This is a genomic window from Mycoplasma sp. 3398 (assembly GCF_053851555.1).
This window is the reverse complement of record NZ_JBSQAW010000006.1, coordinates 1-26,898: the sequence shown is the minus strand read 5'-3', so window position 1 is coordinate 26,898 and position 26,898 is coordinate 1. Positions and strand designations below refer to the sequence as shown.

The window sequence follows — 26,898 nt, the reverse complement described above, 5'->3', positions numbered from 1 at the left end:
GCGCGAAATAGAATTAAACTATTTTCAATTAAATAGAAAACGAAAAAATTAGATGTTATAACTACATGTTCTAATTTAACAAATAAGCAATTATCCTTAAAAGCAAAACGTTCAATATCAACCATAAAAAGATTAAAACAAAAATTAAGAAATGCTAAATTATGCAAAAAAAGAAGTTAACTTAGCACATGGCAACCAATATAGCATTGAATCTAGCACTATTTTGTATGATGTAGTCGCAAAAAATAAAATACATATAAAAAATATAGTTAAAAAATTAAAGAAAAATCATAAATATATCTTAATTTAAAATGGATTTATGATTTTTTAATCTTAAAACTGAAAAACTCAAATAAAACACACTCCTTTCGGAATGTGTTTTATCGTTTTTTATCCAAACTTGGGATTATATCACCTTCTTGATATTATTAAGATTCAACTCTTGAAGTGTCAAATTTTCCAATAATATTATGGACTCTGGATACAGTCATCCATGCTGCAGGGTCTGCTAACAGGATTTCATTTTTAATAATATTTTGCTCTAAATAAAGTGCAAAAGTCTCAATTCTAACAGTTTCAGTATTTGTATAACCGGCAGTAAGCTTATCTATATTATAACCATGTCAATAATTAATAATTTTAAGACGGTCAATAATCTTGTCTGGGTTTTTTGTGTATATTTCAATTCTAATCTTACGATATTTAGGAAAAATGAGATCAATAAATGAAATGTAAATAAAAACATATGCAAAAAAACTTAAAATTCTTAAAATTAGTGCTGCAATATTAAATGGTCTATCTGATGATACTCCTAATAACTCAACAATGCTAATTGTCACAATTGAGAATGCTCCAAAAATCAAGGCAACAATTGTTGAAATATGACCCACTGATTTTTGTTTAACTCTAGAAATATAATAAATTATAAAATCTCCACCAGCAGTAGAAGCTGAATTTTTTCATGAAATACCACTTGCCGATCCGGCCATACAAGCACCAATAACAGCATAAACAATAATTGGCCATGTTGGATTGGCGTAGCCATTTTCAATAATATTTTTAAAATGATTTAATTGGTTAAATTGAGACTGGGTAATTTGATGTATATATCCTAACTCTTTGATTACGCCTGCCTCTAAAGAATTATTAATACTTAATAAATATAGACCATCTTGAGATGTTGGATTTGTATTAATTCATTGGAACAAATGACGATATGAATTTTGATAAGTTCCATATGATTCTCAAGGAATTAATGATTTAAATTCATTTGTAAAACGGGAATCAACTGGAGAAATTCAATTAATATAATAAATCGAAATTTTATTAAAGAAATGTCCAATTGGCCCAATTAATAATATCGATTGAAACGCAACTTGCCATAATAATCAGTATGTCGTTAAAATCATAAATAATCGTGAATTTTTCTTTCAAAAAGCAATTATTAAGGGTAAATTCATAAAGAAATAAATAAAAGCAAAATATGGTGCAGTTGATGAGACTGTAAATGTAATTGCTTGAACTATAGCTGAAACCCCAGTTGCAACCGTTGCCGCCTTAGCTAAAAATGTTGCGATAGCTATATTGTATAGGATAGCTGAACAAAAAACAAAGAACATTTTCTTAGGAAACTTTTTTCATACATTAAAGAAATTAACTCCATAAGGATTTATTTCATAAGGTAATTTTGAAGGGTTCTTTTTACTTTTTCGCTTTTTTTCCTCATTAGATAATGCTATATATTCTTCTGATTTAAGTTGTTTTTGTTTAGCTAAATCTATATTCTTTTGTTCTGGACTTAGGTTATTAATTTTGCACGTCTTTTTCATATGTCCTCAATATAATAGAAAATAATAACACTTTTTTAAAAAATAAAATGATTATGTATTAATATACATAAAAAATAAAACAGCTAACTAAAGCTGTTAAAAATTATTTTGATGATAGAGCTTTTTTGGCTGTTTCCACTATCGAAGTAAATGATTCAGGATAGTTAATTGCTAATTCTGAAAGCATTTTTCTATTGATATTTATATTTGCTTTATTTAATCCTTCGATTAGTCTTGAATATGTAATACCATTTGTTCTTGCTGCTGCGTTAATACGAGCAATTCATAATTTTCTGAATTCACGTTTAACTTGTTTTCTATCTCTAAATGCATATGTTCATGATTTAACAACAGCTTGCTTAGCAACTTTATAACCAATAGATTTGTGTCCTCAGTATCCCTTAGCAAGTTTTAATCATTTAACACGTCTTCTTCTTGTTACTACTCCGCCTCTTGTACGCATAATATTTTCCTTTCCAAATAATTTATTAAAAAATTAAATTAATTCTTTATATCTCTTAAAATCTGATGCTGATAAGGTTGATGATTTACGAGATTGACGTTTTTGCTTAGTTGTTTTGTTTTGTGCTAAGTGTGAACGATATGCATTTCCACGTTTAACTTTACCTGTTGCAGTTATTTTAATTCTCTTCTTTAAACCGCTCTTGGTTTTCATTTTTGGCATGTTATTCTCCTTGTGGTTGTGAAGGTTCGTTATTTTTTTTGTTAAAGGCTTCAACTTTCTTTTTATCTTTTTCGATATACATATCTAAAAAACGTTCATTTACTAAAGTTGGCTCTTTTGATACTTTTGCAATGTCCTCGACAAGCGCATAAAACTTATCTAAAATTTCGTGCCCCAAATCAGTTCTGCTACGCTCACGACCCCTAAACTTAACCGACACTTTTACACGATTTCCCTCCAAAATAAATTCACGCACTTTGCGTGCCTTTGTTTCAAGGTCATGTTGTCCGATTAAAGGGGTTAATCTTATTTCGCGGTTAATAGTTACTGACTGTTTTTCCTTAATTGCTTTTTGTTTTTTCTTCTTATCATATTTAAACTTACCATAGTCCATAATTCTAGTAATAGGTTTGTTATTTTCAATTGAGATAAGAACCAAATCCATCTTATATTCAGAAGCTTTTTCTAAAGCATCCTCTTTAGTTAAAACTCCTATTTTTTCATTATCAGGGCCTAAAACAAAAACTTTTTTATAAGGTATGTCATTATTTACAACGTGTTCTGATTTCGGTTTTTTACTTTGACTATTTGCAAAGTTTGAGTTATCTTGATATATAACTTCCTCCTTAAATAAATAAAAAGTGGGTTTAGACCACTTCTCATTAACTACAAAAATATTAAATAATCTTTATCTGTAGCGACCCAGCAAAAAATCACTTAGGTGAGAAATGAATCTACTTATTGCTATTAAAAGCACAATAATTTTAACATAAAATCATTTTAAGATTAATAACATTTTCAAAATATCTTACAAAATAAATTATTTCCATGTTTTTATTAATCAAATAAGCAAAAACGGATGGTAATTCTCTTTGTAAGATTTAATAAAAGTTTCTAATTTCACAAAAAAATGTTAATTTCAAATTAAAACTCAAAACAAAAATACAATCTAGTTTTTTTCTTTAAGGTAATTGCTAAATTTTATCATTTTTTAACATTTAAAACAGCAACTATAAAGCACTATCTATTTAATTAATTATTTGAACCTAAAACTTTTCTATGTTTTTTAGTATAAATTTTGTGCTTTTAGCCAAAAGTAATAAAATTGTTTTTAGATAGTATAAAACTAGATAAAAAGATACAACATTGAAAGGAAAATATGAAAAAACAAGGAAAATATAAACTTCTAGCAAGTTTACCATTATCTATAGTTGGCATAGCACCTATTGCTATACTATCAGTAAGCTGTCAATCGGGGGAACAAGATAAACTAACCCAAGAACTTATAAAAAAAGAACAGCAACTTTCAAAGGAACAAGTTGAAAAAGATAAAGCTACCAATCAACTAAATTGAGCTAAAGAACAACTTCCAAAAAAAGATTTAGAAATAAAAAAATTAAAGGGTGAATTAGAAAAAGTAACTCCGCAAAATGATGATAAAAAAGTTTTCGAGACTAAAAAATATAACTTTAAAAACTATAATGCTGAATACACAGTAAAAGAAACAAATGAAGCTGAAGCATTTTTTATTAAAGATGACAAGTCTAAGACACCTTATATTGACTTAGATCAGTTTATATCGATTTTAGATGGTTTATTTGACCAAAATCAATTAAGTTCATATGTTGAAAAAGATAAAAATACAAAAACATATTTTACAAAAAATCCAGATGGAACAATATCAAATAAATTAATTATTGACTGAGCCAAAAACACCATTCAATTAACAAGCACTAATTTCTTTTATGAAATTTTTAAACCACAACAATTAACTGATGGTGAGCAATTCCTAAAAACCGAATATGAATTATCGCGCATCAAAGGTGATGAAGGCAAACTTATCAACTTTGACCTGGGCAAATACAATATGGATATCTTATATAGTAATGATAAAGTATTACTTCCATTTTCAATATTCAATACCTTATTCATGAGTACAACATCAAACAATATTTACTTTAATGGTAAAACATTTACAAATGTAAGTGATGGACTTGATGCATTTGAAACTGCAAATGACGAGCTAAGAGAAAGAATAAGAAAGAATGATGATCTAAATGGTAATAAGGCTACAAAGGAAGAAAGAGAAGCAAACTTCAACCATTTATCATTTACGATGGACTACTTTTATGGCCTAAGAGAATATAAACAAATTAAATCTTTTGCAGACTATATTTCAAAAGAAGACAAAGATAAATTATTATCAACTGACCCAGAAATATATAACAAAGCATATATAAATATCTTCCATAAACAATTAAATGATTTACACACAAGCCTAAATACTTTTTCGTATCGTGAAAAAGAATGAAATGCCGATATTTTTGACTCATTAACAAGAAATGACTTTGGACAAAAATTGTTGAATGAGCGAAAAGTAGCAACCGAGTTAAGTGGGCTATTTGAGAAAAGATTTGATAAGAAGGTTAGCGAAGTTGAAACTAAGGATTTAATTAGATATCACGGCAATACAGCTATTGTAACCCTTCTTGAATTCAAAGATGGAACAAAGGATGAAATAAGTGATAAAGATAATGCATGAAAATATGATACATACTTCCTAATGAGACATCTAATTGAAGAAGTTAAAAAGAATTCAAAAATTAAAAATATTGTATTAGATCTATCTTTAAATGGTGGCGGTAGCGTTTCTGCTATGGTCAGAACTTTAGGCTTTATGACCGATAAACCTATTTTAAACCGCGAACAAGATATTCTAAATAGAACAAATAGTTTAAGCAAATCAGAAGTTGACACCGATGGTGATGGCAAATACGAAAATGATGCTTATGATAAATACAATTGAAACTTGTTAGTTGGTGTAACTACATTTAGCGCCGCAAACCAACTAGCAAGTATTGTTAAGGAAATGGGTATTGCTAAAATTATTGGTCAAAAATCTGGTGGTGGTATGTCAGCTATTATGTCAAACGTAATGCCAGATGGTACAACTATTACTATGAGTGGACCAAACAATGCTGTTTTTGGAATAGAAAACAAAGAAATAGAAAGTGGTGTTCCAACCGACATTGCAATCGAATACAAAGACTTCTATAATGATGAGGCAATTGACAAGGCTTTAACAAGCGCTAACTCAAAACAAAATTAATAATAATTAATAACATCGGCCAAAAAATTCCGGTGTTTTCTTAAAATGAAGAAATTATTGTAAAGAAGGAAAAAATATGAAAAAATCAGGAAAAGCTAAACTTTTAGCAAGCTTACTTCCATTATCAGCTATTGGTCTAGCACCAATTGCTATACTAACTGCAAGCTGTCAATCTGGACAAATCGATAAATTAAATAAAGAAATTCAAGAAAAAGAACAAAAAATTCAAGAATTACAAAAAGAAAAAAATAATACTAACGATGAATTAAACAAAATCAAAGACCAACTAAATGAGAAAAACGAAATAATAAATGATATTGAAAGAGAAAACAATATCAAGCCTCAAAACGATGACAAGGTTAACATTAGTTCTACCTCTCACAGTTTCAAAAACTATAATCCCGAATATACAGTTAACGATTCAGATGTTAATGTTTATGAAATTAAGGATGATAAATCAAAGACAGCTTATGTTGATATTGATCAATTTTTAAGTGCTCTAACTGGCTTGGTTGGCCCAGAACAATTTAGTTCATATGTTGATAAACAAAAGAATAGAAAAACTTATTACACAAGCAATCCTGATGGAACTATTTCAAACAAGTTGGTAATTGATTGAAATAAAAATACAATTTTTGTAACTACAACGGACTTCTTTTATGAAATATTAAGACCACAAGAATTAACAGATGGTGGAGAATTCACTAAATATGAATATGAAAGAATTCCAGAAAGTGATAAAGGCGTTACTTTCGATCTAGGTAAATATCATATGGATATCCTTTACAAAGATGGTAAAGTTCTAGTGCCATTTTCAGTGTTTAACACTCTATTTATGAGCTGAACATTCAATAATATCTACTATAACGGAAAAACATTCACTAATGTTTTTGCTGGACTTGACTCATTTGGTAAAACTGGAGAAGACGCAAGAAAAAGAATTAGACAAGAGAACAATCTCCATGGAAACAAACCAACCAAGGAAGAAAGAGAAGCAAACTTTAACCATTTATCATTTACAATGGACTACTTTTATGGCTTAAGAGAATATAAACAAATTAAATCTTTTGCAGACTATATCAAAAAAGAAGATAAAGAAAAACTTCTATCGACTGATCCTAAAAAATGAAATGAAGCATACATCAGTATTTTCCATAAGCAATTAAATGAATTACATACAAGAATGAACTCATTCTCATACTATGAAACAACTAATTATCTAGACCCTCTAAAACTTAACCCAGAAGACTATGGTCAATATAGAATTGATTTCAATAAACAAAGAGCAGAATTGGTTAAAGGCTTTGAAGCATATTTCAAAAAGAAAATTGAAAAATTCCAACCTGAAGACTATGTAAAATTTGTTGGTAATACTGCTTTTGTTACCCTATTACATTTTGAAGATGGAACTAAAGATCAAAACAAATCACCAGATGCTTGAAAATATGATACATATTACTTAATGCGCCGTTTAATGGAACAAGTTGAAAAAAAAGAAAATATAAAAAACATTGTTCTAAACATTGCTATTAATGGTGGTGGTAGCGTTGGATCAATGGTTAAAACACTAGGTTTTATGACTGACAAGCCAGTTCTAAATCGTGAATTCGATATTTTAAATAGAGTAGGTAGTTTAAGTAAAGGCTTAGTTGATACTAATGGTGACGATAAATACGAAGGGGATGCATATACACAATACAATTGAAACATCCTAGTTGGTATAAATACATTTAGTGCTGCTAACCAATTGACAAGTATTGTTAAAGAAATGGGTATTGCTAAAATTATTGGTCAAAAAACTGGTGGCGGTATGTCAGCCATTATGCCTCTAGCTCTAAGCGATGGAACAACTATTACAATAAGTGGTCCAAATAATGCTACATTTGGCAAAGATAACAAAGAAATTGAAAGTGGTGTTCAACCAGACATCAAATTAGATTATAAAGATTTCTATAACTACGATAAAATCGATAAAATGTTAAGCGCTCAAAATCAAAAACAAGACGAAAATAAACAATAATCATCCTTTCATTGTTAAAAGACATCAGCAATTGATGCTGATGATAATGTAGTAAATTTTGTGTAAATTTATTTCCTGCTTACTTTTTGAGTAAGAGATTTGAGAATAGTAATCACACAAATCTAAATTTATTAGACAAAAATAACCAAATAACATAACTAAATCGGAGAGTTTAATCTTCTGAATGTTATTTGGTTATTTTAAATTATTATTACTCTTCTTCGAAAATTATTTGCAATTGGATTGATTATAAACAGAAACTGTAGATAATTTTGTGTAAATTAATCTCTGGCTTGCTTTTTTAGTAAGTGATTTAAAAATAGCAATTAACTCAATAACAATTTAATTGTTTCCTTTGAAAAATTTTTGACTAAATAAGAACCAACAACCGCTAAGTCAACGCCACTCTCAAAACATTTTTTAATATTAAAGTCCTTAATACCACCATCAATTTCAATTATTATTTTCAATTTTTTTTGATCAATATATTTTCTAAGTTGTCTTACCTTTGCATAAGTAGATTCAATAAAACTCTGGCCACCCTTGCCAGGATAGACACTCATGGCTAATATTAAATCTAAATCCTTGAGAAATGGTATAACTTTGCTTACATCTGTATCGGGATTAAAGGCTAAGCCGAGTTTTATGTCTTCTTTTTTTGCTAATTTAATAAGTTTTTTGAGCTCTATTTCATTTTCAAAAGCTTCATAATGAAATGTTAAAATAGCTCCAAATTCCTTAAATTTATGATAATAAGAAAAAACATCTTTAACCATTAAGTGAATATCCATATTATGCTTTGGACACTGATCAAATATTTTTTTAATTTCTTCATATGTTAAGGCCGTATTGGGTACAAATTGGGTATCCATAACATCGTAATGAACATTACTAACACCTCATTTAATCAATGAATTAACATAGGAAATTAGTTGATCACTTTTTACATCTAATATCGAAGGGCTTATTTGTCTATTATCCATTTTTTTCCACCTTAATATATTGGTTCTAACATACGCTTCATAAAGCTTTTATAATTTTCATATCTTTCTTCTTTAATAGTTCCACACTGAACGCGTCTTTTAACTTCACAATCCTCAATTCTTTCATGGTAGTGTCTACAACTTCTAAATTTGCAAAAAGGGGATGCTTCTCTAAAAGAATTAAAAGCAACAGGCATTTCATCAATTGTTAAATCAAACTCAATAGATGAAAACCCAGGAGTATCAATAATCTCGCCGCCATTAAAGTTAATTAAACTTACTTCTCTTGTTGTATGTTTACCACGGTTTAGCGCCTTTGAAATGGCTTGTGTTTCAAAATTTGTGCTAGCTAAATAATTTATTAGTGTCGTTTTTCCGACACCGGTTTGGCCCACAAAAAAACTAGTCTTATGTTTAAAAATTTCTCGCAAGCCTTCAAAACTAGCTTCGTTTTCATAATTTATTTCAAATACCTTATAACCTTGTTCCTTGTAAAAATCTATCCTTGAAGCAGATGTTAGATCTTTCTTGGTTAAAACAATTATTGGTTCTACATTCTTACTTTCAATAATAATAAGGAACTTATCAACTAATTGAGAACTAAATTCTGGTTCAACTAATGACATAACGACAATCGCTTGGTCAACATTAGCAATTTTAGGCCTAATAAAGAAATTTCTTCGTCCTAAAATATGATGAATCAATCCTTCTTTTTCAAATTCAACATTATCGCCGACGATAGGTTTCATATCAAGTAATCTAAGTTTTCCTGAACCTCTCACTCTATAAATTTGTTTATCTTCAAACGACTTAACATCATAAAAACCTGCTAACGACTTAATAATTTTCCCTTTTTCCATTTAACACCTTCACTTCTACTTTTTATAATATTCAACTAAATATACAATTAAATAAATTAATAATCCAAAAATTATTGAGGAACCCAGTGTTATCAAAACAATGTTTAGCACCTTGTGTGATTTCTTTTTTTTCTTTTGTTCATGATTTTCAAGATCAAGCCGCTTTTCCATGCTTGCTTGCGGTGTTAAACAATGATCTAGATCACTAATTATGTCTAAGCAATTTAAATAGCGATTTTGAGGATTTTTAGCTGTACATTTTATTATAATATTTTCAACAGCTTGCGGAATAGTTTTCCCAACACCTTCTAAAGGTGGTATTGTACCGTTTATTTGAAGCAGCAAAATAGATTGGGCATCAATCCCTTGATAAACAGGATGTCCTGAAAGCATTTCATACAAAATCATACCAAAAGCATAGATATCACTTTGAATTGAGGCCGGTTGACTTTTCAAGGGAATCTCAGGAGCTAAATATTGAACTGAGCCAACTGTTTTATTATCAGCTGTAACTCGCAAACTATCCTCGTTAATTGATATCCCAAAATCAATTAATTTAACTCTATTGGTATCATTTTCAATAATTATATTGCTTGGTTTTAAGTCTCGGTGGATAACATTGGATGAATGGATATCATACAATCCCCTGCATATCTCTCTCGCAATTCTTATTGCTTCATCAACAGGTATTTTTTTGTGTTTTGCAATTAATGCCTTGAGATTGGTTCCTTTGATTAATTCCATTGCATAATAAGATTCGTCTGCGCTTACATAGTAGCCAATCATTTTGATTACATTCGGCGATTTAATTGTTTTCAAAACGTTGCACTCGTTCTGAAAGCGGATTTGATTAACTTGTTTTTTTGTTATATCTGGAACAGTGAGTATTTTAACTGCCATTCTCTTTTGTGTCTTCTTATAACAAGCAGAATAAACCTCACCATACCCCCCTTTTCCTATTAAGACAAAGTCCTCAAAGTGTTTATTTACATTTTCGTATCTATCCAATCTCTTCAACATAATTAAAGCTCCAATATCAATGCTGTTAAATTATCTCTTGATTGATTTTTCTTCGCAATATCAATTAATTTTTGAGCTTTTTTATCAAGGTTAAGTTTTTTATCTAAAAGGATTTGCTCAATTGTTGGTTTATCAACAAAATCATGTATTCCGTCCGATGTTAATAAAATATATTTAATTTCTTCACTGCTCTTCAATAAAAAACTATCACATTTCATATTCTTATTAGGTCCCAAACAACTAACTAACTTATTGGCATCAGGTAATAATTTAACAATATCCATATCTATTTTTTTGATTTCTGCAAGTTCATGTAAAACGTTTTGATCAATAGTTATTTGATGTAATAAGCCATTATATGCATATGTACGAGAATCGCCAATATTAAATACATAAGTTTGTTTGTTTAAATTAAAAACTAGGGCAGCCGTTAAAGTTGTACCCATATCTTGATAATTTACAATATTTTTACTATTAACTATATCTTTAAGTGATTTTTTAATATAGCTTAGTGTGGTATTAAATCATTTATTTATATTTTTTCTATCATTAAATTGAATATTATCGTTAAAACTTTCTTGAAAATAGCTAACTAGTAATTCCACTGTTTTTTGTGAGCACAAGGCACCACCAAAATGACCCCCCATCCCATCGCATAATATAGCTAATGTTCAATTATTTAAAAAACTGATTGATGCACAATCCTGGTTCTCGTTACGATATTTTCCTTTATCAGTTTTAATAACATATTTCATTTTTCTACTTTTTTTAAGCCTTTCTACCAGGTTCTGCTTTTTGTTTTACATCAATAATATGAGAAAAATTTTGCTTGATAATTTCCTTAACTTTATTAGCGGTTTCTTCAATTGAATTATTAATAACAACATGTTGAAAAATCGAAGAAAGAATTATTTCTTCTCTTGCTTTATCTAATCTTTTTAAAATAAGGTCATATGTTTCAGTATTTCTATTTTCAATTCTTCTTTCCAATTCTGTTAATGATGGAGGCATTAAGAATATTGAACATATTTCACCTTCTCTACCTTCTTTACGATACTTGTTAATAATTTGCAAGGCACCATTAGTTTCGATTTCTAAAAATGGGATTTTTCCTGAGGCACAAATATTTGCCACTTCTGAATTTAGTGTTCCATAATAATTATCAAAATGCTTTGAATATTCTAAAACCTTATCTTCCTTAATAAATGTTTCAAATGTATCAATTGGAACAAAATAATAATGAATACCATCAACTTCGCCTTCTCTTGGCTCACGGGTAGTAATTGAAACCGATAATTTTAATTTTAAGTCCTTATTATCAAACAAATATTTTTCAATTGTGCCCTTCCCAACACCAGAAGGTCCGGTAAAAATAATTAATTTTTTCTCCATGCTTTCTCCTTCATCTTTTTTTATTTTAGAATATTTAAAGTACTATTAGAATATTAATTATATTAATAATTAATTATATAAAAAATATTTACTTTATGTTTTCAATAAAGTAAATAAAAATTTTTCCATACTTCTTTTGTTTTACTACCTCATAATGATTATTTTTATATGTGAAATTATTCCAATCAGTTTCAATAATAATCTTTCCATTAGAATTTATCATATTATTTAAAGTTAATATATCAATGCATTTAACAAGCAATTCTTTTTCCCTAAAGGGTGGGTCTAAATAAACAAAGTCATATTTTTTATCCTTATTTTTGGACAAAAAAGATAATGCATCAGTATTAATAATTAACAAATTGCTTTCTTTAAGACTATTTTTATTCTCAATAATTATTTTATATGCTTCGTAGTCTTTTTCAACACATGTGGCATTTTTTGCTCCACGAGATAAGGCTTCAAGACAAAATGAACCAGATCCAGAAAACAAATCTAGAAACTCTCGACCTTCAATATTAAATTGAATTGAAGAAAAAATGCCCTCTTTTGCTCTATCGGTTGTTGGCCTTGTTGTTTTAGAAGAAGGTTGTTTTAATAATCTTGAACGGTATTTTCCGGCTATAATTCTTAACATACTAATAATTATAATAACTTTAAAATAAGAGTAAAATATTTAATATTGATTTATTAAATGCCTTAAAAAAATATAATATTCAAAAACTGGAGGCTTATGTTAGAAGAAAAAAAGAAAAAACCTAGTGGAAAAAAATTTCTACTAGGTTTATCAATTTTTGCTATATCAGCAGGTTTTATTGCCACGGCTGGTTATTTTGGTTATAAAGCAGTTTTTGAGAAATTAGATGGTGGCGCTATTGATGAGGGGATTGTTCCGTTGCGAAATTCAGAAAATGATTTAAGCAAAACATCATTAAACGAAGATAATATTCCTTTTGAAATAAGAACAAGCGATGATGCCCTTATTTTTAATAGAAAAACAAGTAATTCATCAAGAGAACTTAATCCAAATTTTAAAGTGGGAAATTTAAGTTTTGTCGAAAAACCAATTGCTAGAACACCAAACGGAGAACCTGTCTATTATCTAGGAAAAGAAGGAATGCTTTTACTAAATAAAATGTTTAAACAAAGAGCACTTTATGGTCCAGAAATAAACGCAATTAAAAGAATCAATATAAATGTGCCAAATGATGAATTGCAAGAAGATCGAACTAACGGGGCTTATTTTCCTGCAAATCGCGAAATGTACATCTTTGTAAATAAAATAGTTGAAAACAATCTAAAACTTTTGAATCAACCAGTAGAAAAAAGAATTGAAATTATTTTTGGTACTCTAATGCATGAATACACTCATCATATTGATAATATGTATAATAAATCAATAAAAAGGGGTGATGAACTTGCAAATAGTGATCTTATTGAATATGAGGGTGATCACAACTATTATCATATAGAAACAAATAATGCTAAATTTTTGAATGAATTTCGTAAAAATTTAAACTATGATAACACAAGAGATAATAAACTTTTGTTAAGAAATAGTCAAGATTTTCTGCATGACCAAGACCAATTACCAGTTTACAAGTTTTATAGTGCCAATGAACTTTTTAGGATAGCAAACGTTAAAATAACACCTCTTGAGGCTAAAAAATATGAACCTCTTGATTCTAGAAGGTTTTATTTCAATAATAATAAATATCAAAATGTTTCTTTTATTGAACCAACTAATTTGCAATCAATAAGATATCTTTTCTCATTTACTGAGCTTGTACCAAGAGAAATAATTAAGCTTTCGCTAGGGCCAAATGCTTGGTTTTATAACTCTAATCGAAGCCAATTTGAAAACTATTTTTATTTTCGAAAAAACAATCGAACTGGTGAATTAATTTTTAATGCTGCTGGTGATGATATCCTAAAAAATATCGCTATCTTGAGAAAAGGCAATTTTTCAAATTCAAATGAATTAGCTACATTTGCATCCAATTGAGTTTTTAAAGACCAACTAGAAAACTTCCGTTCAAGTATTTATAATATTAGAACAAATGAATATGAGCGTCCATTTGCAAATGTTGGTAACTCGCACCATAAAGGTTTGTTCAAAGCTTATGTTGACCTAATGGGCTGAGGAGAACTTATAAGTTTTGCAAATTATAATATTCAAAATAACGATTCAAAGAATATTAATCTAGGTGGGTATTTTGAATTACCACAAAAAATTATTGAACAAAAGAAAAATAATCGTATCAAATCTAAACTAATTTTTGTAGACCTAAATGATAACAATAATACTCTGGAAATTGATTATAAATTGCAAAATTATAATCTTACAACGAAAAAGGTCTGAAATTCTATATACTATTTTGATATCAAAGATAACAAACAAAAAGATTACTATGATGAATCATGAGTATATCCAAAGTTATTTAAAGACAAATATCAATATGTTTCATATTTTGCTAAAAATATAGATAGGAATATTCTTAATAAGAAATTTAAAAATAAGAAGTTTGATGTTAAATTATGAGTTGACCTTGATAACAACGGCACATATGACCTGAATAAAAAGGATAATAAGGAAATTATTTCATTATTAAATGATAATGTATGAAATAATAGCGGCAAAAAATTCTATGCTAGATTTAAAAATAACAAGCGCCGCACCACAACATATCGAAATAACAGATCAAATTTTATAAACAATTTACAATATGAACTTTTTAGCATCAACCAAAACAATGAAACAAAAAAATATTACTATACAATTAAAAACTATTAAGCTAACTTTTGTTAGCTTTTATTTTTATTTAGGATATCAAGTATAATTTTTTTTATGAAAAAAATTAGATTAGTTTTAGCTGGAACCGCCGAATTTTCAAAAACAATATTTAAGTCATTAATAAAAGATGAACGTTTTGAAGTCTCTTGTCTAATTAGCCAACCAAACAAAAAATTCGATAGAAACAAAAATGTGTTACAAACCCCAATTGCGCAACTTGCTAATGAATTCAATATTAAACTCTACCAACCAGAAAAAATCAAAGATATCTATGAAGAACTAAAAGCAATTGACTTTGACTTTTTTATCACAGCATCATTCGGGCAATTTATTCCAAACAGCATTTTAAAATTACCAAATAAACTGCCCTTAAATGTTCATGGCAGTTTATTGGAGAAATACCGTGGAGCTTCGCCGATACAATATACACTTTTAAACAATGATAATAAGGCCGGAATCTCTTTGATTGAAATGATTGATAAAATGGATGCGGGTGATATCTTAAAAACATTAGAAATTGAAATATCAGAACAAGACAGCGCTATTGAACTATTTGATAGATTAGGCTTAGAAACTTCAAAAATAATTGGCAATTGGTTGCAACAAATTTACAATAATGATTTCACAAGAAAAATTCAAGATGAAAATCTAGTAACATTTGCTCCTAAAATTCAAAATGAGGAAGCTGAAATTTTTGAAACATTAACCTGCCAAGAAGCACTAAATAAAATAAGGGCATTCAATGATCAGCCAGGCGCTTTCATAATTATTAATAATAAAAGGTTAAAAATTTATCGCGCGACAAAAAACAAAATCCAAACACCAATAAAAATAAAGTTTTCAGATGGTTATTTATATCTAATTGAATACCAATATGAAGGCAAGAAAAAAGTTAAACATGAATTTTAATTTTGAAAATTTTCTTGCTAAGCAAAAAGAACAAGAATATTGAAAAAAGATTGAAATTATATTAAAAAATGAAGATCTAGTACCATCAAAAAATAATGTTTTTAACGCTTTTACAAATTTTGATTTTAGTAATATAAAACTCATTATTTTAGGACAGGACCCTTATCCTACAAATGATAATGCCGACGGGCTTTGTTTTTCTTCAAAAAATAAAATAACGCCTGCGTCCTTGAAAAATATTTTTAAAGAAATCAAAAATTCCTATCCTCAAATTAAGTTTAATAGCAATGATCTTACAAATTGAAAAAATCAAGGCGTCTTATTATTAAATACAATATTAACAACACTCAAAAACAAAACACAAGCTCACAAAAATCAAGGTTGAGAAATATTTAACTTAAATCTTATAAGAGAAATTCTTTCATATTATGATGGGATTTTATTTCTAGCCATGGGAATCGATGCTCAAAACTTTATTAAAACTCTAAATATTAAGGAAGAATATATATTTAAAACGGCACATCCTTCGCCCCTATCTTGTTGGCGGGGTTTCTTTAATAGTAATATATTTAAAAGAATAAATGAAAAACTTATATCGCTAGGAAAGAATGAAATTGATTGAAGTACAAAATAATATATTTAAACTAAAAATGATTATAATTTAAGAATACTATTATGTAAATAGTATTTTTTTATTAATAAGGAGACTTTATGATATCGAATTGCGAAACAAAACGTAATGAAAATATGTTATTAAAAGTTGCTTATGAGGGACAAGAATTTTGTTCTTGCGTAGCAAAAACTCATTTGTTTATTAGCGAAAACTTTGATAAAAATATTGCTTATATTTATGTTTCAAAAGACATTAAGGATTACTACGGTTTTATAAAAGTGGTTGATCATATTATCAATGTAAAACGTAGAAGTTATCAGATTGATGTTTTATCATTTGCAAATCTTCCTTTTTTGACTGTTAAGGAAGTTTTAAGAGCGTTTATAACAAGAATGGAATTTCACGGAGCAAAATTATATTCTGCTAAACAAAAATGTGAAAATAAGAATGAAGAAGAAAAAAACGAAATTAAACTAACACTTTTTCTTGAAGAAAATAGTTATGCTGAATATATTGAAAAATTAACGATAATTTCCAAAAATGTTTCAAAAACACGTAATCTGCAAATCACACCACCTAACATAGCGACAAGTGAGTGAATCGCCGATGAAGTTAAAAAGGATTTTGATGGAGTTGAAGGATTATCGATTAAAGTATTAAATAAGGCTGAAATTGAAGAACTAGGAATGGGTCTAATGTTAGCTGTTAATGCTGGTTCTTCATATGAGCCAAGAGTTGTTATTGCCGAATACAACGGAAATCCAAATAGCAAAGAAAAATTTGTCTATGTTGGTAAAGGTATAACTTTTGATACAGGTGGATATAACACCAAGGGTTACCATATGGATGGGATGAAATTTGATATGTCAGGTTCTGCCATCGTAGCCTACGCACTAAAATCAATTGCACAGCTAAAAATAAAAGCAAATGTAGCTGCAATCATGATGCTAACAGATAATGCTATCGATACCCATGGAACTCTACCTGAATCTGTTATTAAATCAATGAGTGGAAAGACTGTCGAAATTACTGATACAGATGCTGAAGGACGCTTAGTTTTAGCTGACGGAATTTACTATGGTGCCACAAAGCTAAATGCTTCTTTGATTGTTGATGTAGCAACTCTAACTGGTGCAATGTTAAGGGCACTAGGAAAAACATACTCAGGTATTTATTCTTCATGTGACAAAAGATGAGAAGAATTTGAGGAAGCAGCAGAGATAGCTCATGAAAAAGTTTGAAGGCTTCCAATGCATGAAGAATTTCATAAAACCAATAAGTCATCACTAATTGCTGATTTAAATAATTACAATAATTCATCAAAGGCTGATTCCAATTCTGCTGCGATGTTTTTGAATGAATTTGCAAACAAAGTTGATTTTATTCACTGTGATGTTGCCGGAACTGCTGATGCAAAAAATATGGGCTTGGGGATCCTAGTTTCAACATTAGTTGAACTAGCTGAAAAGCAAAAATAGAAAGGTAATTTAAAACTATGGAACTAATTAAAAAAATTGATGAAAAACGTAATGATTTTCTATTGTTAAAAGCAGTCTTTAAGGGTGATAAATTACCAAAAAATCTTGTCGAAAAGGATTTTACAATTACAGAATTTCTTAGCGAAAATGTTGCTTATGTTTACATGGGAGAAAGAGAAAAAATTAATTATAATAATATTTTTGATTTTGCTAAATCATTAGCTACAAATGCTGCAAGAAATTATCAAATCGATGTCGCTACATTTCCTGTTGATAACAAAATATGTATCTATGACACTGTTGATGCATTTACAAAAGGAATAAATTTTTCAGCAGCCAAACTTTATAATAAAAAAACCATCTATAAAAAAGAAAATCATAACAATCTTTCACTATATTTACAAAATCCTACAAGCGATTTAATAGCCCACTTTAACAAGGCGGTGATTCTATCTGAAGCACTAAATTGAGCAAGAAATTTAGGCGTTACGCCTCCTAATGAGCTAAACTCTGAACAACTAGCAATAATTGCACAAGAGGAACTAAGCCAATATCAAAATCTAAAGATAACAGTTTTAAACAAAAAACAAATTGAAAATCTAAATATGGGTCTGCTACTATCAGTTAATAGAGGTTCAATTTACGAGCCACGTGTTGTTATTATAGAATATAATGGTAACGAATTATCAAAAGAAAAAACCGTTTTGGTTGGTAAAGGTATTACATTCGACTCGGGTGGTTACAATATTAAAACCGGTCGCCATATGAATGGAATGAAATATGATATGGGTGGATCTGCTGCTGTAGCTGCCGTTATGAAAATAATTGCTCAAACTAAACCAAAAACTAATGTAGCAGCTATCATGTGCATTACCGATAATAGAGTTAATGGTGACGCCTCACTTCCTGATTCAGTTTGAACTTCAATGAGTGGAAAGACTGTTGAGGTAAATAATACTGATGCCGAAGGTCGTTTAGTTATGGCTGATGGTTTATACTATGGTGCAACAAAACTAAAAGCTACAAGATTAATTGATGTTGCGACCTTAACTGGAGCAATGATTATGGCTTTAGGTGACACATACACCGGGGTATGATCAACAACTAAAAAGGGTTGAGAAGATACAAAAAATGCCGCAAAAATTCAACATGAATTAGTGTGAAGAATGCCACTTGATGATGAATATGCTGAATATATTAAAGGTTCAATTGTTGCGGATCTAAAAAATACAGATTTTACCGGAAATGCTGGTTCTTCTTCAGCTGCGATGTTTTTAAAAGAATTTACCAACGATATAGAATATATACACTTTGATATAGCCGGGACATGTGATATTAATGAAAAACCAATGTTTGCAATGGTTAAAACAATATCGGAACTAGTATCAAAATAACATAAATAAGGGTATTATAAAAAAAATTTTGTGTAAATTAATCTCTGGCTTACTTTTTAGTAAGTGATTTGAGAATAGTAATTACACAAAATTATCTACGATACCAAAATAATAAAAAAATTCAGATCTTTTAATCTGAATTTTTTATGACTTATTTTTAGATTGATTATTAAAATAATCTTCCCAATAGTTAACGCCTAACCCAAAACTATATATATCTAGTGCTTGCGTTATATTTTCTTTTCTTGCTCCAATATATACCTTTCCATCGGCAGCGCTAAAATCAACTCTATATCTTTTAATACCAAGACGTTTTCTAACACCTTCCTGTTCAAATGCAAATCTCGGATCGTCTGAATCAGTTACATAAAGAGCCTTTATTATCCCATCTTTATCAAAATCAGCTCCTCAAACATTTATAATGTGATTAATTGAAACGCTACCATATGTATGAGATATACCAATAGCCTTATTAGCTTCAATTTCTCGTCTAAGTCTATCTGAGAGTGGTTTTGCGTAGGCACCATAACCAAAATGTCAACGGTCCGTTAATAAGTGTTTACCAAAAACGTCCTTAAAGAACCCGAGAAATCCAGATTTACCTTTTTCATAATTAATTTCTTGGTTGCGTTGTTGCCTATTAGAATAACCATAACCATTTATATAAGTATCAAAAATTTTATCTGGCCAAACAGTGCGCCCGACATAAAGTTTCTTAAAAATTTCAAATAATTGACTATGTTCTGTTTTTGTTTTTATATTATCATTATTAGCCTCAAGAAACTTATTAATTTCGCGAAAATCTATTTCATTATTTTTTCCTATTATTCCTTTTTGTGGATCATTTAAATACTTATTAATATAGTCCTTGTTTTGTGTGCTTCAATAGTGAATAGCATTTGCTGCAACTACTGCAGCACAAAGTAAATTATCACCACGGTCAAAATCTTTATTGATATCAAATCATCCTTCTTCATTATCATTATGAGCATATCATCAGCTATCGATATCGTCGCTTGCGTTAATATGATGGAAAAATTTACTAAAATTAGGATTTACACCATTTAAAAATAAAGTTTCAACTACACCTTCACTTTTTAGAAAATCACCTAACGGAGTATTCAATAGTTGTTGTGTTTTATCGTTTGGTGAAGGAATTTTTGGTAAATTTGGGACTTCTGACTTTGGGGCAGGAATTAATTCTAACTGCGGAATTTTCTTTGGCTCATCTGCTTTATTATCAATTGATGGTCCGAGCGGTATTTGTGGAATTATATTATTTTCTTTATTCTTTTTTATAGAGGGACCTAATTTAATTTGCGGAATAACATTAGTATTGTTGCCTTTATTTTTAATAGTTGGATCCGGGATAATTTGCGGATTTTTTTCTTCTTTTTTCTTTTTATGCGGAGGAGTTAAAGGTTTTGAATCATTGATTCTTTCCTCAACATTATTTTCATTAGGATTATGCATATGTGTATTATTATGTGGTTGTTCAGAATCTGGTTTAGGGGATGGCTCCATAACATTTCTATTTTGACATGATAAAACAAAAGACGACATAGATAAAGTCGGAATAATGCCTAAAGTTAATAAAAATAACTTCCTTTTGCTCAATATTGAATACCTCATTTAAAATTAGTTTAACAAAGCAAAAAACATAATAAACTAGCTGATGTTTGTTGCCCTATTCAATATAATTTATACCATAGTTTTTTTTTTTTTTTGCATCTTTTGAAAAAAATTTACTCAAAAAGCATTTTGAAGCATAGAAAAAAATTCGGGTTTTTATTAATAACCCAAATTTTTATTGCTTATTTTTAGATAAATTCTTAAAGTATTGCTCTCAATATGTGGTTCCTAAACTAAAAGTGTAAATATCTAATGCCTCAGCTATATTTTCTTTTTTAGCACCGATAAAAACTTTCCCTTTTTGAGTATCAAAATTCACCTTGTATCTCTTAATACCAAGACGTTTTTTAATTCCGTCTTGTTCAAAGAAGGCTTCCTGATCATCTGAGTCAGTTACATAAAGGGCCTTAACTATCCCGTCTTTATCAAAATCAGCTCCCCAAACATTAACAATATGATTAACAACAACTGAACCATAGGTATGAGAGATAGCAAGTGCCTTATTTGATATTATTTCATTTCTTAATCTTTTGCTTAGATTCTTTGCACTATGTGCATTTCTAAATGACCATCTATTTGATAAAATATTACTTTCAAACACATCTTTAAAAAATCCTTTTCAGTTAGCTTTAAGACTCCAGTTATTTGGATTATTTAACTGTTGCGATTTCGGTCCAATGCGAAAGTACGGATAACCATTTATTAATTCATCAAATAATTTAAATGGTGTAACAAAGCCCTTCCCAGTTCTTTTATCAACATTACCACCATAATCTTTTTTAATCCATTCAAAAAGTACGCTATTTTCTCTTGTAGTTCGAATTCCATCATTTCCCATATGATTAACAAAGGTATTCAAGTTGCGAAAATCAATTGTAATATCCTGCAATGAGTTTTTAAATGAAATTACTCCCTTTCTAGGATCTAGTAAATATTTATCTAAATATTGCCTATTTTGTTTAATTCAATAATGTAAAGCATTAACCACTACAATAGCACCACATAAAAAGTTATCGCCACGTGTAAATTCCTTATTGATATCAAATCATCCTTCTTCATTATCATTATGAGCATACCATCAGCTATCAACACCATCTTTTTGATTAACATAGTGAATAAATCTTGCAAAGTTAGGACTTACATCCTTTAAAAACAGAGATTCCACAACCCCCTCGTTGTGTAAAAATTTGCCCAGTTCTGTTCCTTTGATTTGCTGTGTCCTATCATTACCCAATGTTTTTCGTGGTTTATGAGGCGGAGCTGGCTTTAGATCAGGTGGGACAGGAGTAGGTTTTGGTACTGGTTCTGGTTCAGGTTGAGGTTTTGGTTTTATGTCATCTATTTTTTGACATGACAAAACAATTGCTGGTATAGAAATTACTGATATAATCTCAAAAGTAAATAATGTTGATTTTTTATGCTTCAATTTGGAAAAACCTCCTTGAAAATGATGATTTTCTTATGAACTATATTTTTACCATTAGTGCTATTTACTGAATTAAAGATAATTGTTCTTCTTGTTGAAAAATATTGGCAAGTAAATCTTTTATTTGTTCTCTTAAAGTAGTAAGTTTAGTTTTTCTATTATTTAATTCTAAACTTAGCTCCATATCTTCGCTATTTTGACTGTTTTTTTTCATTATTTGTTCTAATTGGTCATCAATATTCATTATAACAGAAATAGCAAGCGATAAATCCTTAAAAAGCGCTATTCTTTTATCTATTTGTTTCTTATATTCTTCAAATGTCTTAATTAAATTATCAATATCAAAGGAATTATTTTGCTCCTCTTTCTTTAATTCCATAAGTTGCATGATTTGTGTATCTATATTTTCTTTTTCATCTTCAAGTTCCATTATTTCCTGACTAGATTCAGAATAATTTGGATTATAAGTTAAAAGTTTAATAACTTCTGATTTTCTTTGTTCATCATTCTTTTTTATTTCCTCAAATTCTTTTATCAACTCTTGAAAAACAGATTCATTTTCCTTATCGAATTCTTTTTCTTCATTAAGATTTTTAATTTGTTCATTCGCTTCACTAATTTCGTTATTTAATTCATCTAATTCCTGATTAATAACATTTTTTAGTTCTTGGCTCTTTTGATCAATTATTTTTTCATTTTCATTAATTTCCTTTTCTAATTTTTCTACTTCAGGATTAGGCTTAATCATGTCTTTTGCATCATCCTTATTTGCATTATTGGATTCATTATTGCCTTCATTATCATTGCCTTGTGAATTATCTTGATTAGATCCAGAATCATCTGATTCTTCGCTATCGCTGGCATCGGGATTATTAGGATCAAAATCCTTATCACTAGGATCATCACCATCATTTTCATCCGTTTTAGATTCATCTTCATGTATATCTGGTTTTTTTATTTCAGGGCTTGTTTCGGGACTATTTTCACTTGAATTATTACCCTCGATATTTGGCATTGTTCCCTCAGGAGTTTCGGGTTTTGGGCTATCGGTATTTTTTTCTAAACCTTTCGCATCGCTAATTTGCTTGTCTTTTTTATCAGTCATTTTTTCTAGCTTATTAGTCATGCCTTTACTGCACGACATTACAACTATTGTTGTGAAAAATGGAACAGACAAACTAGCTAGTGACAACAAAATTCTACTAGATCTTTTCATATTTTCCCCTTCTTAATTAATGTGCTTTTCAATATAATATATACCATAGTTTTTTTTTTTTTTTTGCAAAGTGTATCTACTTTATTAAAATTATTATTTATTTAAAAATATTAAAATTTAATTTTCTATTCATTTATTTCTAAAATGTAAAACTCTATTTTTATTAGATCTTAGTAATATTAAAAAAATATAAATAATAAAATAAGATGATTATTAAATCATCTTATTAATTTTACTAATCATTATAAGTATTTTTCAAGTTGTAATTGTTCTTGAGAAATTTTATCAATTAATTCTTTAATTTCCTTTCTTAATTCAAATAGCAAATTTCTCTTCTTTGTTAATTCATTTTTTAATTCTTCTTTATCAGGCATGTCATCCATTTTTTTCATTAGTTGTTCTATTTGATTGTCTATATCTACTATAATTGAATTGGCAATTGATAGATTTTTATACAAATCAATTTTTTTATCAATTTCTTTTTTATTATCTTCAAAGATTTTGACTAAATCATTAACGCTTTTCTTGTCCACACTATCATCTTTTAAAAGCTCTTTTAGATCATTAATTTCTAAATCAGCATCTACTTTTTCTTGTTCCAAATCTTTTATCAAGTTAGAGAATTCTTGATCATTAGAATTATAAACTAGTAGTTTTTTAACTTCTTCTTGTCTTTTCTTAGCCTCTGATTTTATATCCATAAAATCTTTTATAAGTTTATCATAAGTTTCTACATTGCTCATATCAGAGGTTTTCTCTTCATTTAAATACTTAATTTGTTCTTCTGCATCTTCAATAGTTGCTTCTAAATCATTCAGTTCTGATTTGGAAATGGCTTTAAGTTCAACGATTTTTTTATCGATTTCATCTTCTTTAACCTTAATTTCATTTTGTATTTTTTGTGCTTCTGGACTAATTTTTGGTGTTATATCATCTTTTTCATCTGAGCCATTTTCCTTATTTTGATCATCTTTTTTATTGTCATCGCCAGGTTTATTTTTACCATCAATTTCTGGTTTCTTTTCTTGTTCTTTGCCTTCTTCTTTCTTCTTAGGATCTTCTGGTTTCTTTTCTTGTTCTTCTTTCTTTTTAGGATCTTCTGGTTTCTTTTGATCATCTATTTTAGGATTACTAGGTTTATTATCATTATTTGAACTGCATGAAATAACAGCTGCAGCCGTTACAAAAGGTATTGATATACTTGCTAATGTTAATAAAATTTTGTTAGATTTTTTCATAAATTTCCCCTTAAAATGTTTATCAATTTACTAAATTACACCATAGTTTTTTTTTTTTTTTTTGTGAAATTTATCAACAAAATATCAAAAACCTCTGTTTTTATAAATAAAAGTTATTCTTTGCTTTATCAATTGAGTCTGCTGGTTTAAGCCATCAATATAAAAAATAAGATGACTCTAAAATCGGAACTGTAGAAAATTTTGTGTAAATTAATTTCTGGCTTATTTTTTTATAAGTAATTTGAGAATAGCAATTACACAAATCAAAATTTATTATACAAAACAAGCCCACAATTAGGAACAACTTTATTTCATTTTTCCAACTGATTTTGAATTGCAAAATAAACTATTTTTATTAATATGTAAACTGACTTTTCAACAAGTTTATTTTCTTCTTTAACTTTAAATCTTATTTCATCAATAAAAACTATGGCATAAGTTTTTTTCTAAAGGTCTATTTCTTCACTCTGTTATGTGTGGAATTATCTTATTAGTTACTCTACTTACAAAACTTGGATCAACATCTATAGCATACATATCTTTTAATGTATCTGATATGTCCCTAGTTAATACACCTCTTGAATATAAGCTAATAATTTGGCTTTCAATTTTGGAAATATCGTATTGAAATTTAGAAACTACTTTCGATACAAATCTTGAATTTCTATCTCTTGGAATTTAGTTCAATTTCTCCGAAATTAGATCTTACATTTTGGAATAACTACCATTTCAATAGTTGTCTTTTATAGCTCTTTCGTGTTCATATTTATCTCATGCAAGAAAGTTTTTTATTTTTTTCTTGCATCATAATTTCTATAAGATCTTTTATATTTTTCTTAATAATTTCATAAACATCTTCTTTGGTTGTTGGTTTATATTTAATCATGTAATTCTCTTGAGCTTAGCATTTTAATATCTTTTTTGGCATATTAAAAAATCTCCTGTGTAAATATTTTAAATTTAAATATTTGCCATTGGGAGATTTTTAAACAAAATTATCTATGGTACCTAATTTTTAATTTAGGGTTTTTATATTCTTTGAATATTTTTAGCTATTGCTCTATATTTGCAACAAAGGAATAAAAACCGCCAAAAAAGAATCAATTTTTTTTCTTTAGTTTTTTCAACCAAGGTAAAGAGTTTGTCCAGCCCTATTGTCAATTGTTATTTCAAACCCGTCTTTTTCTTTATTATCAAAATAAAATCTTCTTAATGTCTTAATATTTCCACTTTCTACAACGACTAAATATTCAACAAAATATAGTTCTGTTTTGTAAAATCTTTCTTTTTTATTATTTCTTTCAAATAATCGAGTTAGTACATTTACTTTATCAGTTTTATATGTAGCATAAAATGCCTCATTAAGTTTTTCAAATAATTCCTTATTTTTTCTACCTTGAGAATTTATTGCGTCTATAACTTGCGATTTTGTATATTTAGAAGAATCAAGTTTTGAAGTATTATGCATCAAAAGGTTTTGTGCTTGTCCTATTTTTAATTCATCAAGTGCATAAAACAATTGAGTTAAAGCGATATTGTAATTTTGCATACGATGAATATCCTTATTTGTTTGAAGGACATAGAAACTATCATTTAAATTTTCTAATCAATTTTTATATATGATTTTTTCTTCTAATTTTTTAATTGATTCTTTACGATATGTTTTTAATTTTTCAAAATCTCCAGTTTTGATAGCGTTATTTTTCTTTTTAATATCTTCCTTAGTAATAATTCTTGAATTTGAACCGAATAATACAAATTTATCTCCAAATTCTTTTAAATCTACATACCCGCCCAACAAAGGTTTTAGCATATTGAAATATCTATCAACATCTGCTTTGTCTTGCAATAGTTGTTTAATAGTTCTCTTTGCAGGATCAGCTGCTTTGTAATATTCACTTATGCTGTTTTTAAAACTTTCAACACTAAGATCGTTAGAAGTAAATAATGTTTCATCATAAACAAAAGATTTTGTTATATCATTTCATTTATTTTTAATATGTTCTTCAAAGGTATTTAAAATTTCTTTTTGTTGTTCTTTTTCAAATAAAGATAATGTTATACTGTTATTACTACCATTTAAAGAGGCTTGTGTGTTATTTTTTAAATCAGAAACAATGATTTTGGATAATTGTTTTAAATATTCTTGTTGTTTTTGCTTTTGTTTTTTACCATCGATAATGATGTCTTTATTAAAAATAATCTTATCAGTATTTAATGGATTTTTATTTTCTTCTTCTAATGAAAAAGAAAATCTAATTCCTTCTTCCTCTTTTGAGGGGTCGTATTTTTGATATAGA

At 28.4% G+C, this 26,898-nt stretch carries 24 protein-coding genes; 8 read left to right on the top strand and 16 right to left on the bottom strand.

The features are described 5' to 3' along the window. Window positions 1–428: 428 nt before the first annotated feature. The 4 genes from ACWXVK_RS02330 to infC all read right to left on the bottom strand — a co-directional run bounded on the left by ACWXVK_RS02330 (window position 429) and on the right by infC (window position 3,130). Window positions 429–1,829 (bottom strand): hypothetical protein, encoded by a 1,401-nt coding sequence (locus ACWXVK_RS02330; protein ID WP_455994138.1) that lies wholly within the window; start codon window positions 1,827–1,829, stop codon window positions 429–431. 103 nt (window positions 1,830–1,932) lie between these two features. Beyond that, entirely contained in the window at window positions 1,933–2,292 is a 360-nt protein-coding gene (rplT, locus tag ACWXVK_RS02325; RefSeq protein ID WP_438340571.1) for a 50S ribosomal protein L20, read from the bottom strand. A 33-nt stretch (window positions 2,293–2,325) separates the two neighbouring features. Beyond that, window positions 2,326–2,514 (bottom strand): 50S ribosomal protein L35, encoded by a 189-nt coding sequence (gene rpmI, locus ACWXVK_RS02320; RefSeq protein WP_004416337.1) that lies wholly within the window; start codon window positions 2,512–2,514, stop codon window positions 2,326–2,328. A gap of 1 nt (window position 2,515) precedes the next feature. Continuing rightward, window positions 2,516–3,130 carry a translation initiation factor IF-3 gene (gene infC, locus ACWXVK_RS02315; RefSeq protein WP_438340916.1) on the bottom strand — a complete coding sequence of 205 codons (615 nt, stop codon included), beginning with the start codon at window positions 3,128–3,130 and terminating at the stop codon, window positions 2,516–2,518. 543 nt (window positions 3,131–3,673) lie between these two features. On the opposite strand from infC, the gene ACWXVK_RS02310 reads away from it, so the two are divergent. Further along, the gene (locus tag ACWXVK_RS02310; protein ID WP_456017128.1) at window positions 3,674–5,623 is read left to right on the top strand and encodes a S41 family peptidase; all 1,950 of its coding nucleotides are present in this window, start codon (window positions 3,674–3,676) and stop codon (window positions 5,621–5,623) included. Between the two features lie 76 nt (window positions 5,624–5,699). Next, on the top strand, window positions 5,700–7,643 hold the full coding sequence (locus ACWXVK_RS02305) for a S41 family peptidase (protein WP_456017127.1): 1,944 nt from the start codon (window positions 5,700–5,702) through the stop codon (window positions 7,641–7,643). Between the two features lie 326 nt (window positions 7,644–7,969). On the opposite strand, the gene ACWXVK_RS02300 is transcribed toward ACWXVK_RS02305, so the two are convergent. From ACWXVK_RS02300 to rsmD, 6 genes are all read right to left on the bottom strand, one after another. Next, window positions 7,970–8,626, bottom strand: coding sequence for a ribulose-phosphate 3-epimerase (locus ACWXVK_RS02300; RefSeq protein ID WP_456017126.1), 657 nt, complete (start codon window positions 8,624–8,626; stop codon window positions 7,970–7,972). 11 nt (window positions 8,627–8,637) lie between these two features. Beyond that, window positions 8,638–9,486 (bottom strand): ribosome small subunit-dependent GTPase A, encoded by an 849-nt coding sequence (gene rsgA / locus ACWXVK_RS02295; RefSeq protein ID WP_456017124.1) that lies wholly within the window; start codon window positions 9,484–9,486, stop codon window positions 8,638–8,640. A gap of 15 nt (window positions 9,487–9,501) precedes the next feature. After that, a complete protein-coding gene (locus ACWXVK_RS02290; protein WP_438340565.1) occupies window positions 9,502–10,506 on the bottom strand; it encodes a protein kinase domain-containing protein in 1,005 nt (334 codons plus the stop codon). Between the two features lie 2 nt (window positions 10,507–10,508). Continuing rightward, entirely contained in the window at window positions 10,509–11,261 is a 753-nt protein-coding gene (locus tag ACWXVK_RS02285; protein ID WP_456001683.1) for a PP2C family protein-serine/threonine phosphatase, read from the bottom strand. A gap of 13 nt (window positions 11,262–11,274) precedes the next feature. Then, window positions 11,275–11,898, bottom strand: coding sequence for a guanylate kinase (gmk, locus tag ACWXVK_RS02280; RefSeq protein ID WP_438340563.1), 624 nt, complete (start codon window positions 11,896–11,898; stop codon window positions 11,275–11,277). An 88-nt stretch (window positions 11,899–11,986) separates the two neighbouring features. Then, a complete protein-coding gene (gene rsmD, locus ACWXVK_RS02275) occupies window positions 11,987–12,535 on the bottom strand; it encodes a 16S rRNA (guanine(966)-N(2))-methyltransferase RsmD (protein WP_438340562.1) in 549 nt (182 codons plus the stop codon). Between the two features lie 96 nt (window positions 12,536–12,631). Here rsmD and ACWXVK_RS02270 point away from each other — a divergent pair, with 96 nt between their 5' ends. The 5 genes from ACWXVK_RS02270 (at window position 12,632) to ACWXVK_RS02250 (ending at window position 19,086) form a co-directional block, all read left to right on the top strand. After that, window positions 12,632–14,692: an MYPU_1760 family metalloprotease gene (locus tag ACWXVK_RS02270; RefSeq protein WP_444704960.1), complete on the top strand. Its 2,061-nt coding sequence runs from the start codon at window positions 12,632–12,634 to the stop codon at window positions 14,690–14,692. Window positions 14,693–14,746: 54 nt separating this feature from the next. Then, window positions 14,747–15,601 carry a methionyl-tRNA formyltransferase gene (locus tag ACWXVK_RS02265; protein ID WP_456017123.1) on the top strand — a complete coding sequence of 285 codons (855 nt, stop codon included), beginning with the start codon at window positions 14,747–14,749 and terminating at the stop codon, window positions 15,599–15,601. Next, window positions 15,567–16,235 carry a uracil-DNA glycosylase gene (locus ACWXVK_RS02260; RefSeq protein ID WP_444704958.1) on the top strand — a complete coding sequence of 223 codons (669 nt, stop codon included), beginning with the start codon at window positions 15,567–15,569 and terminating at the stop codon, window positions 16,233–16,235. Before ACWXVK_RS02265 ends, ACWXVK_RS02260 begins: the two co-directional genes overlap by 35 nt. A gap of 77 nt (window positions 16,236–16,312) precedes the next feature. Further along, window positions 16,313–17,692 (top strand): M17 family metallopeptidase, encoded by a 1,380-nt coding sequence (locus tag ACWXVK_RS02255; protein ID WP_456017121.1) that lies wholly within the window; start codon window positions 16,313–16,315, stop codon window positions 17,690–17,692. Window positions 17,693–17,709: 17 nt separating this feature from the next. Then, the gene (locus tag ACWXVK_RS02250; RefSeq protein WP_456017119.1) at window positions 17,710–19,086 is read left to right on the top strand and encodes a M17 family metallopeptidase; all 1,377 of its coding nucleotides are present in this window, start codon (window positions 17,710–17,712) and stop codon (window positions 19,084–19,086) included. 144 nt (window positions 19,087–19,230) lie between these two features. On the opposite strand, the gene ACWXVK_RS02245 is transcribed toward ACWXVK_RS02250, so the two are convergent. The 5 genes from ACWXVK_RS02245 to ACWXVK_RS02225 form a co-directional block, all read right to left on the bottom strand. Beyond that, window positions 19,231–20,703 carry an IdeS/Mac family cysteine endopeptidase gene (locus ACWXVK_RS02245; protein ID WP_456017118.1) on the bottom strand — a complete coding sequence of 491 codons (1,473 nt, stop codon included), beginning with the start codon at window positions 20,701–20,703 and terminating at the stop codon, window positions 19,231–19,233. Between the two features lie 190 nt (window positions 20,704–20,893). Continuing rightward, on the bottom strand, window positions 20,894–22,144 hold the full coding sequence (locus ACWXVK_RS02240; protein WP_456017117.1) for an IdeS/Mac family cysteine endopeptidase: 1,251 nt from the start codon (window positions 22,142–22,144) through the stop codon (window positions 20,894–20,896). 64 nt (window positions 22,145–22,208) lie between these two features. Further along, a complete protein-coding gene (locus tag ACWXVK_RS02235; RefSeq protein ID WP_456017116.1) occupies window positions 22,209–23,360 on the bottom strand; it encodes a hypothetical protein in 1,152 nt (383 codons plus the stop codon). A gap of 242 nt (window positions 23,361–23,602) precedes the next feature. After that, window positions 23,603–24,598, bottom strand: coding sequence for a coiled-coil domain-containing protein (locus ACWXVK_RS02230; RefSeq protein WP_456017115.1), 996 nt, complete (start codon window positions 24,596–24,598; stop codon window positions 23,603–23,605). 402 nt (window positions 24,599–25,000) lie between these two features. Further along, the gene (locus ACWXVK_RS02225) at window positions 25,001–25,216 is read right to left on the bottom strand and encodes a transposase (RefSeq protein WP_438340915.1); all 216 of its coding nucleotides are present in this window, start codon (window positions 25,214–25,216) and stop codon (window positions 25,001–25,003) included. On the opposite strand from ACWXVK_RS02225, the gene ACWXVK_RS02220 reads away from it, so the two are divergent. After that, window positions 25,155–25,280, top strand: coding sequence for a hypothetical protein (locus ACWXVK_RS02220; protein WP_456012073.1), 126 nt, complete (start codon window positions 25,155–25,157; stop codon window positions 25,278–25,280). The genes ACWXVK_RS02225 and ACWXVK_RS02220 overlap by 62 nt on opposite strands. Before the next feature lie 432 nt (window positions 25,281–25,712). Here ACWXVK_RS02220 and ACWXVK_RS02215 read toward each other — a convergent pair. After that, window positions 25,713–26,898, bottom strand: a 1,186-nt coding sequence (locus tag ACWXVK_RS02215) for a hypothetical protein (protein ID WP_456017113.1), incomplete at its 5' end; no start/stop codon positions are given.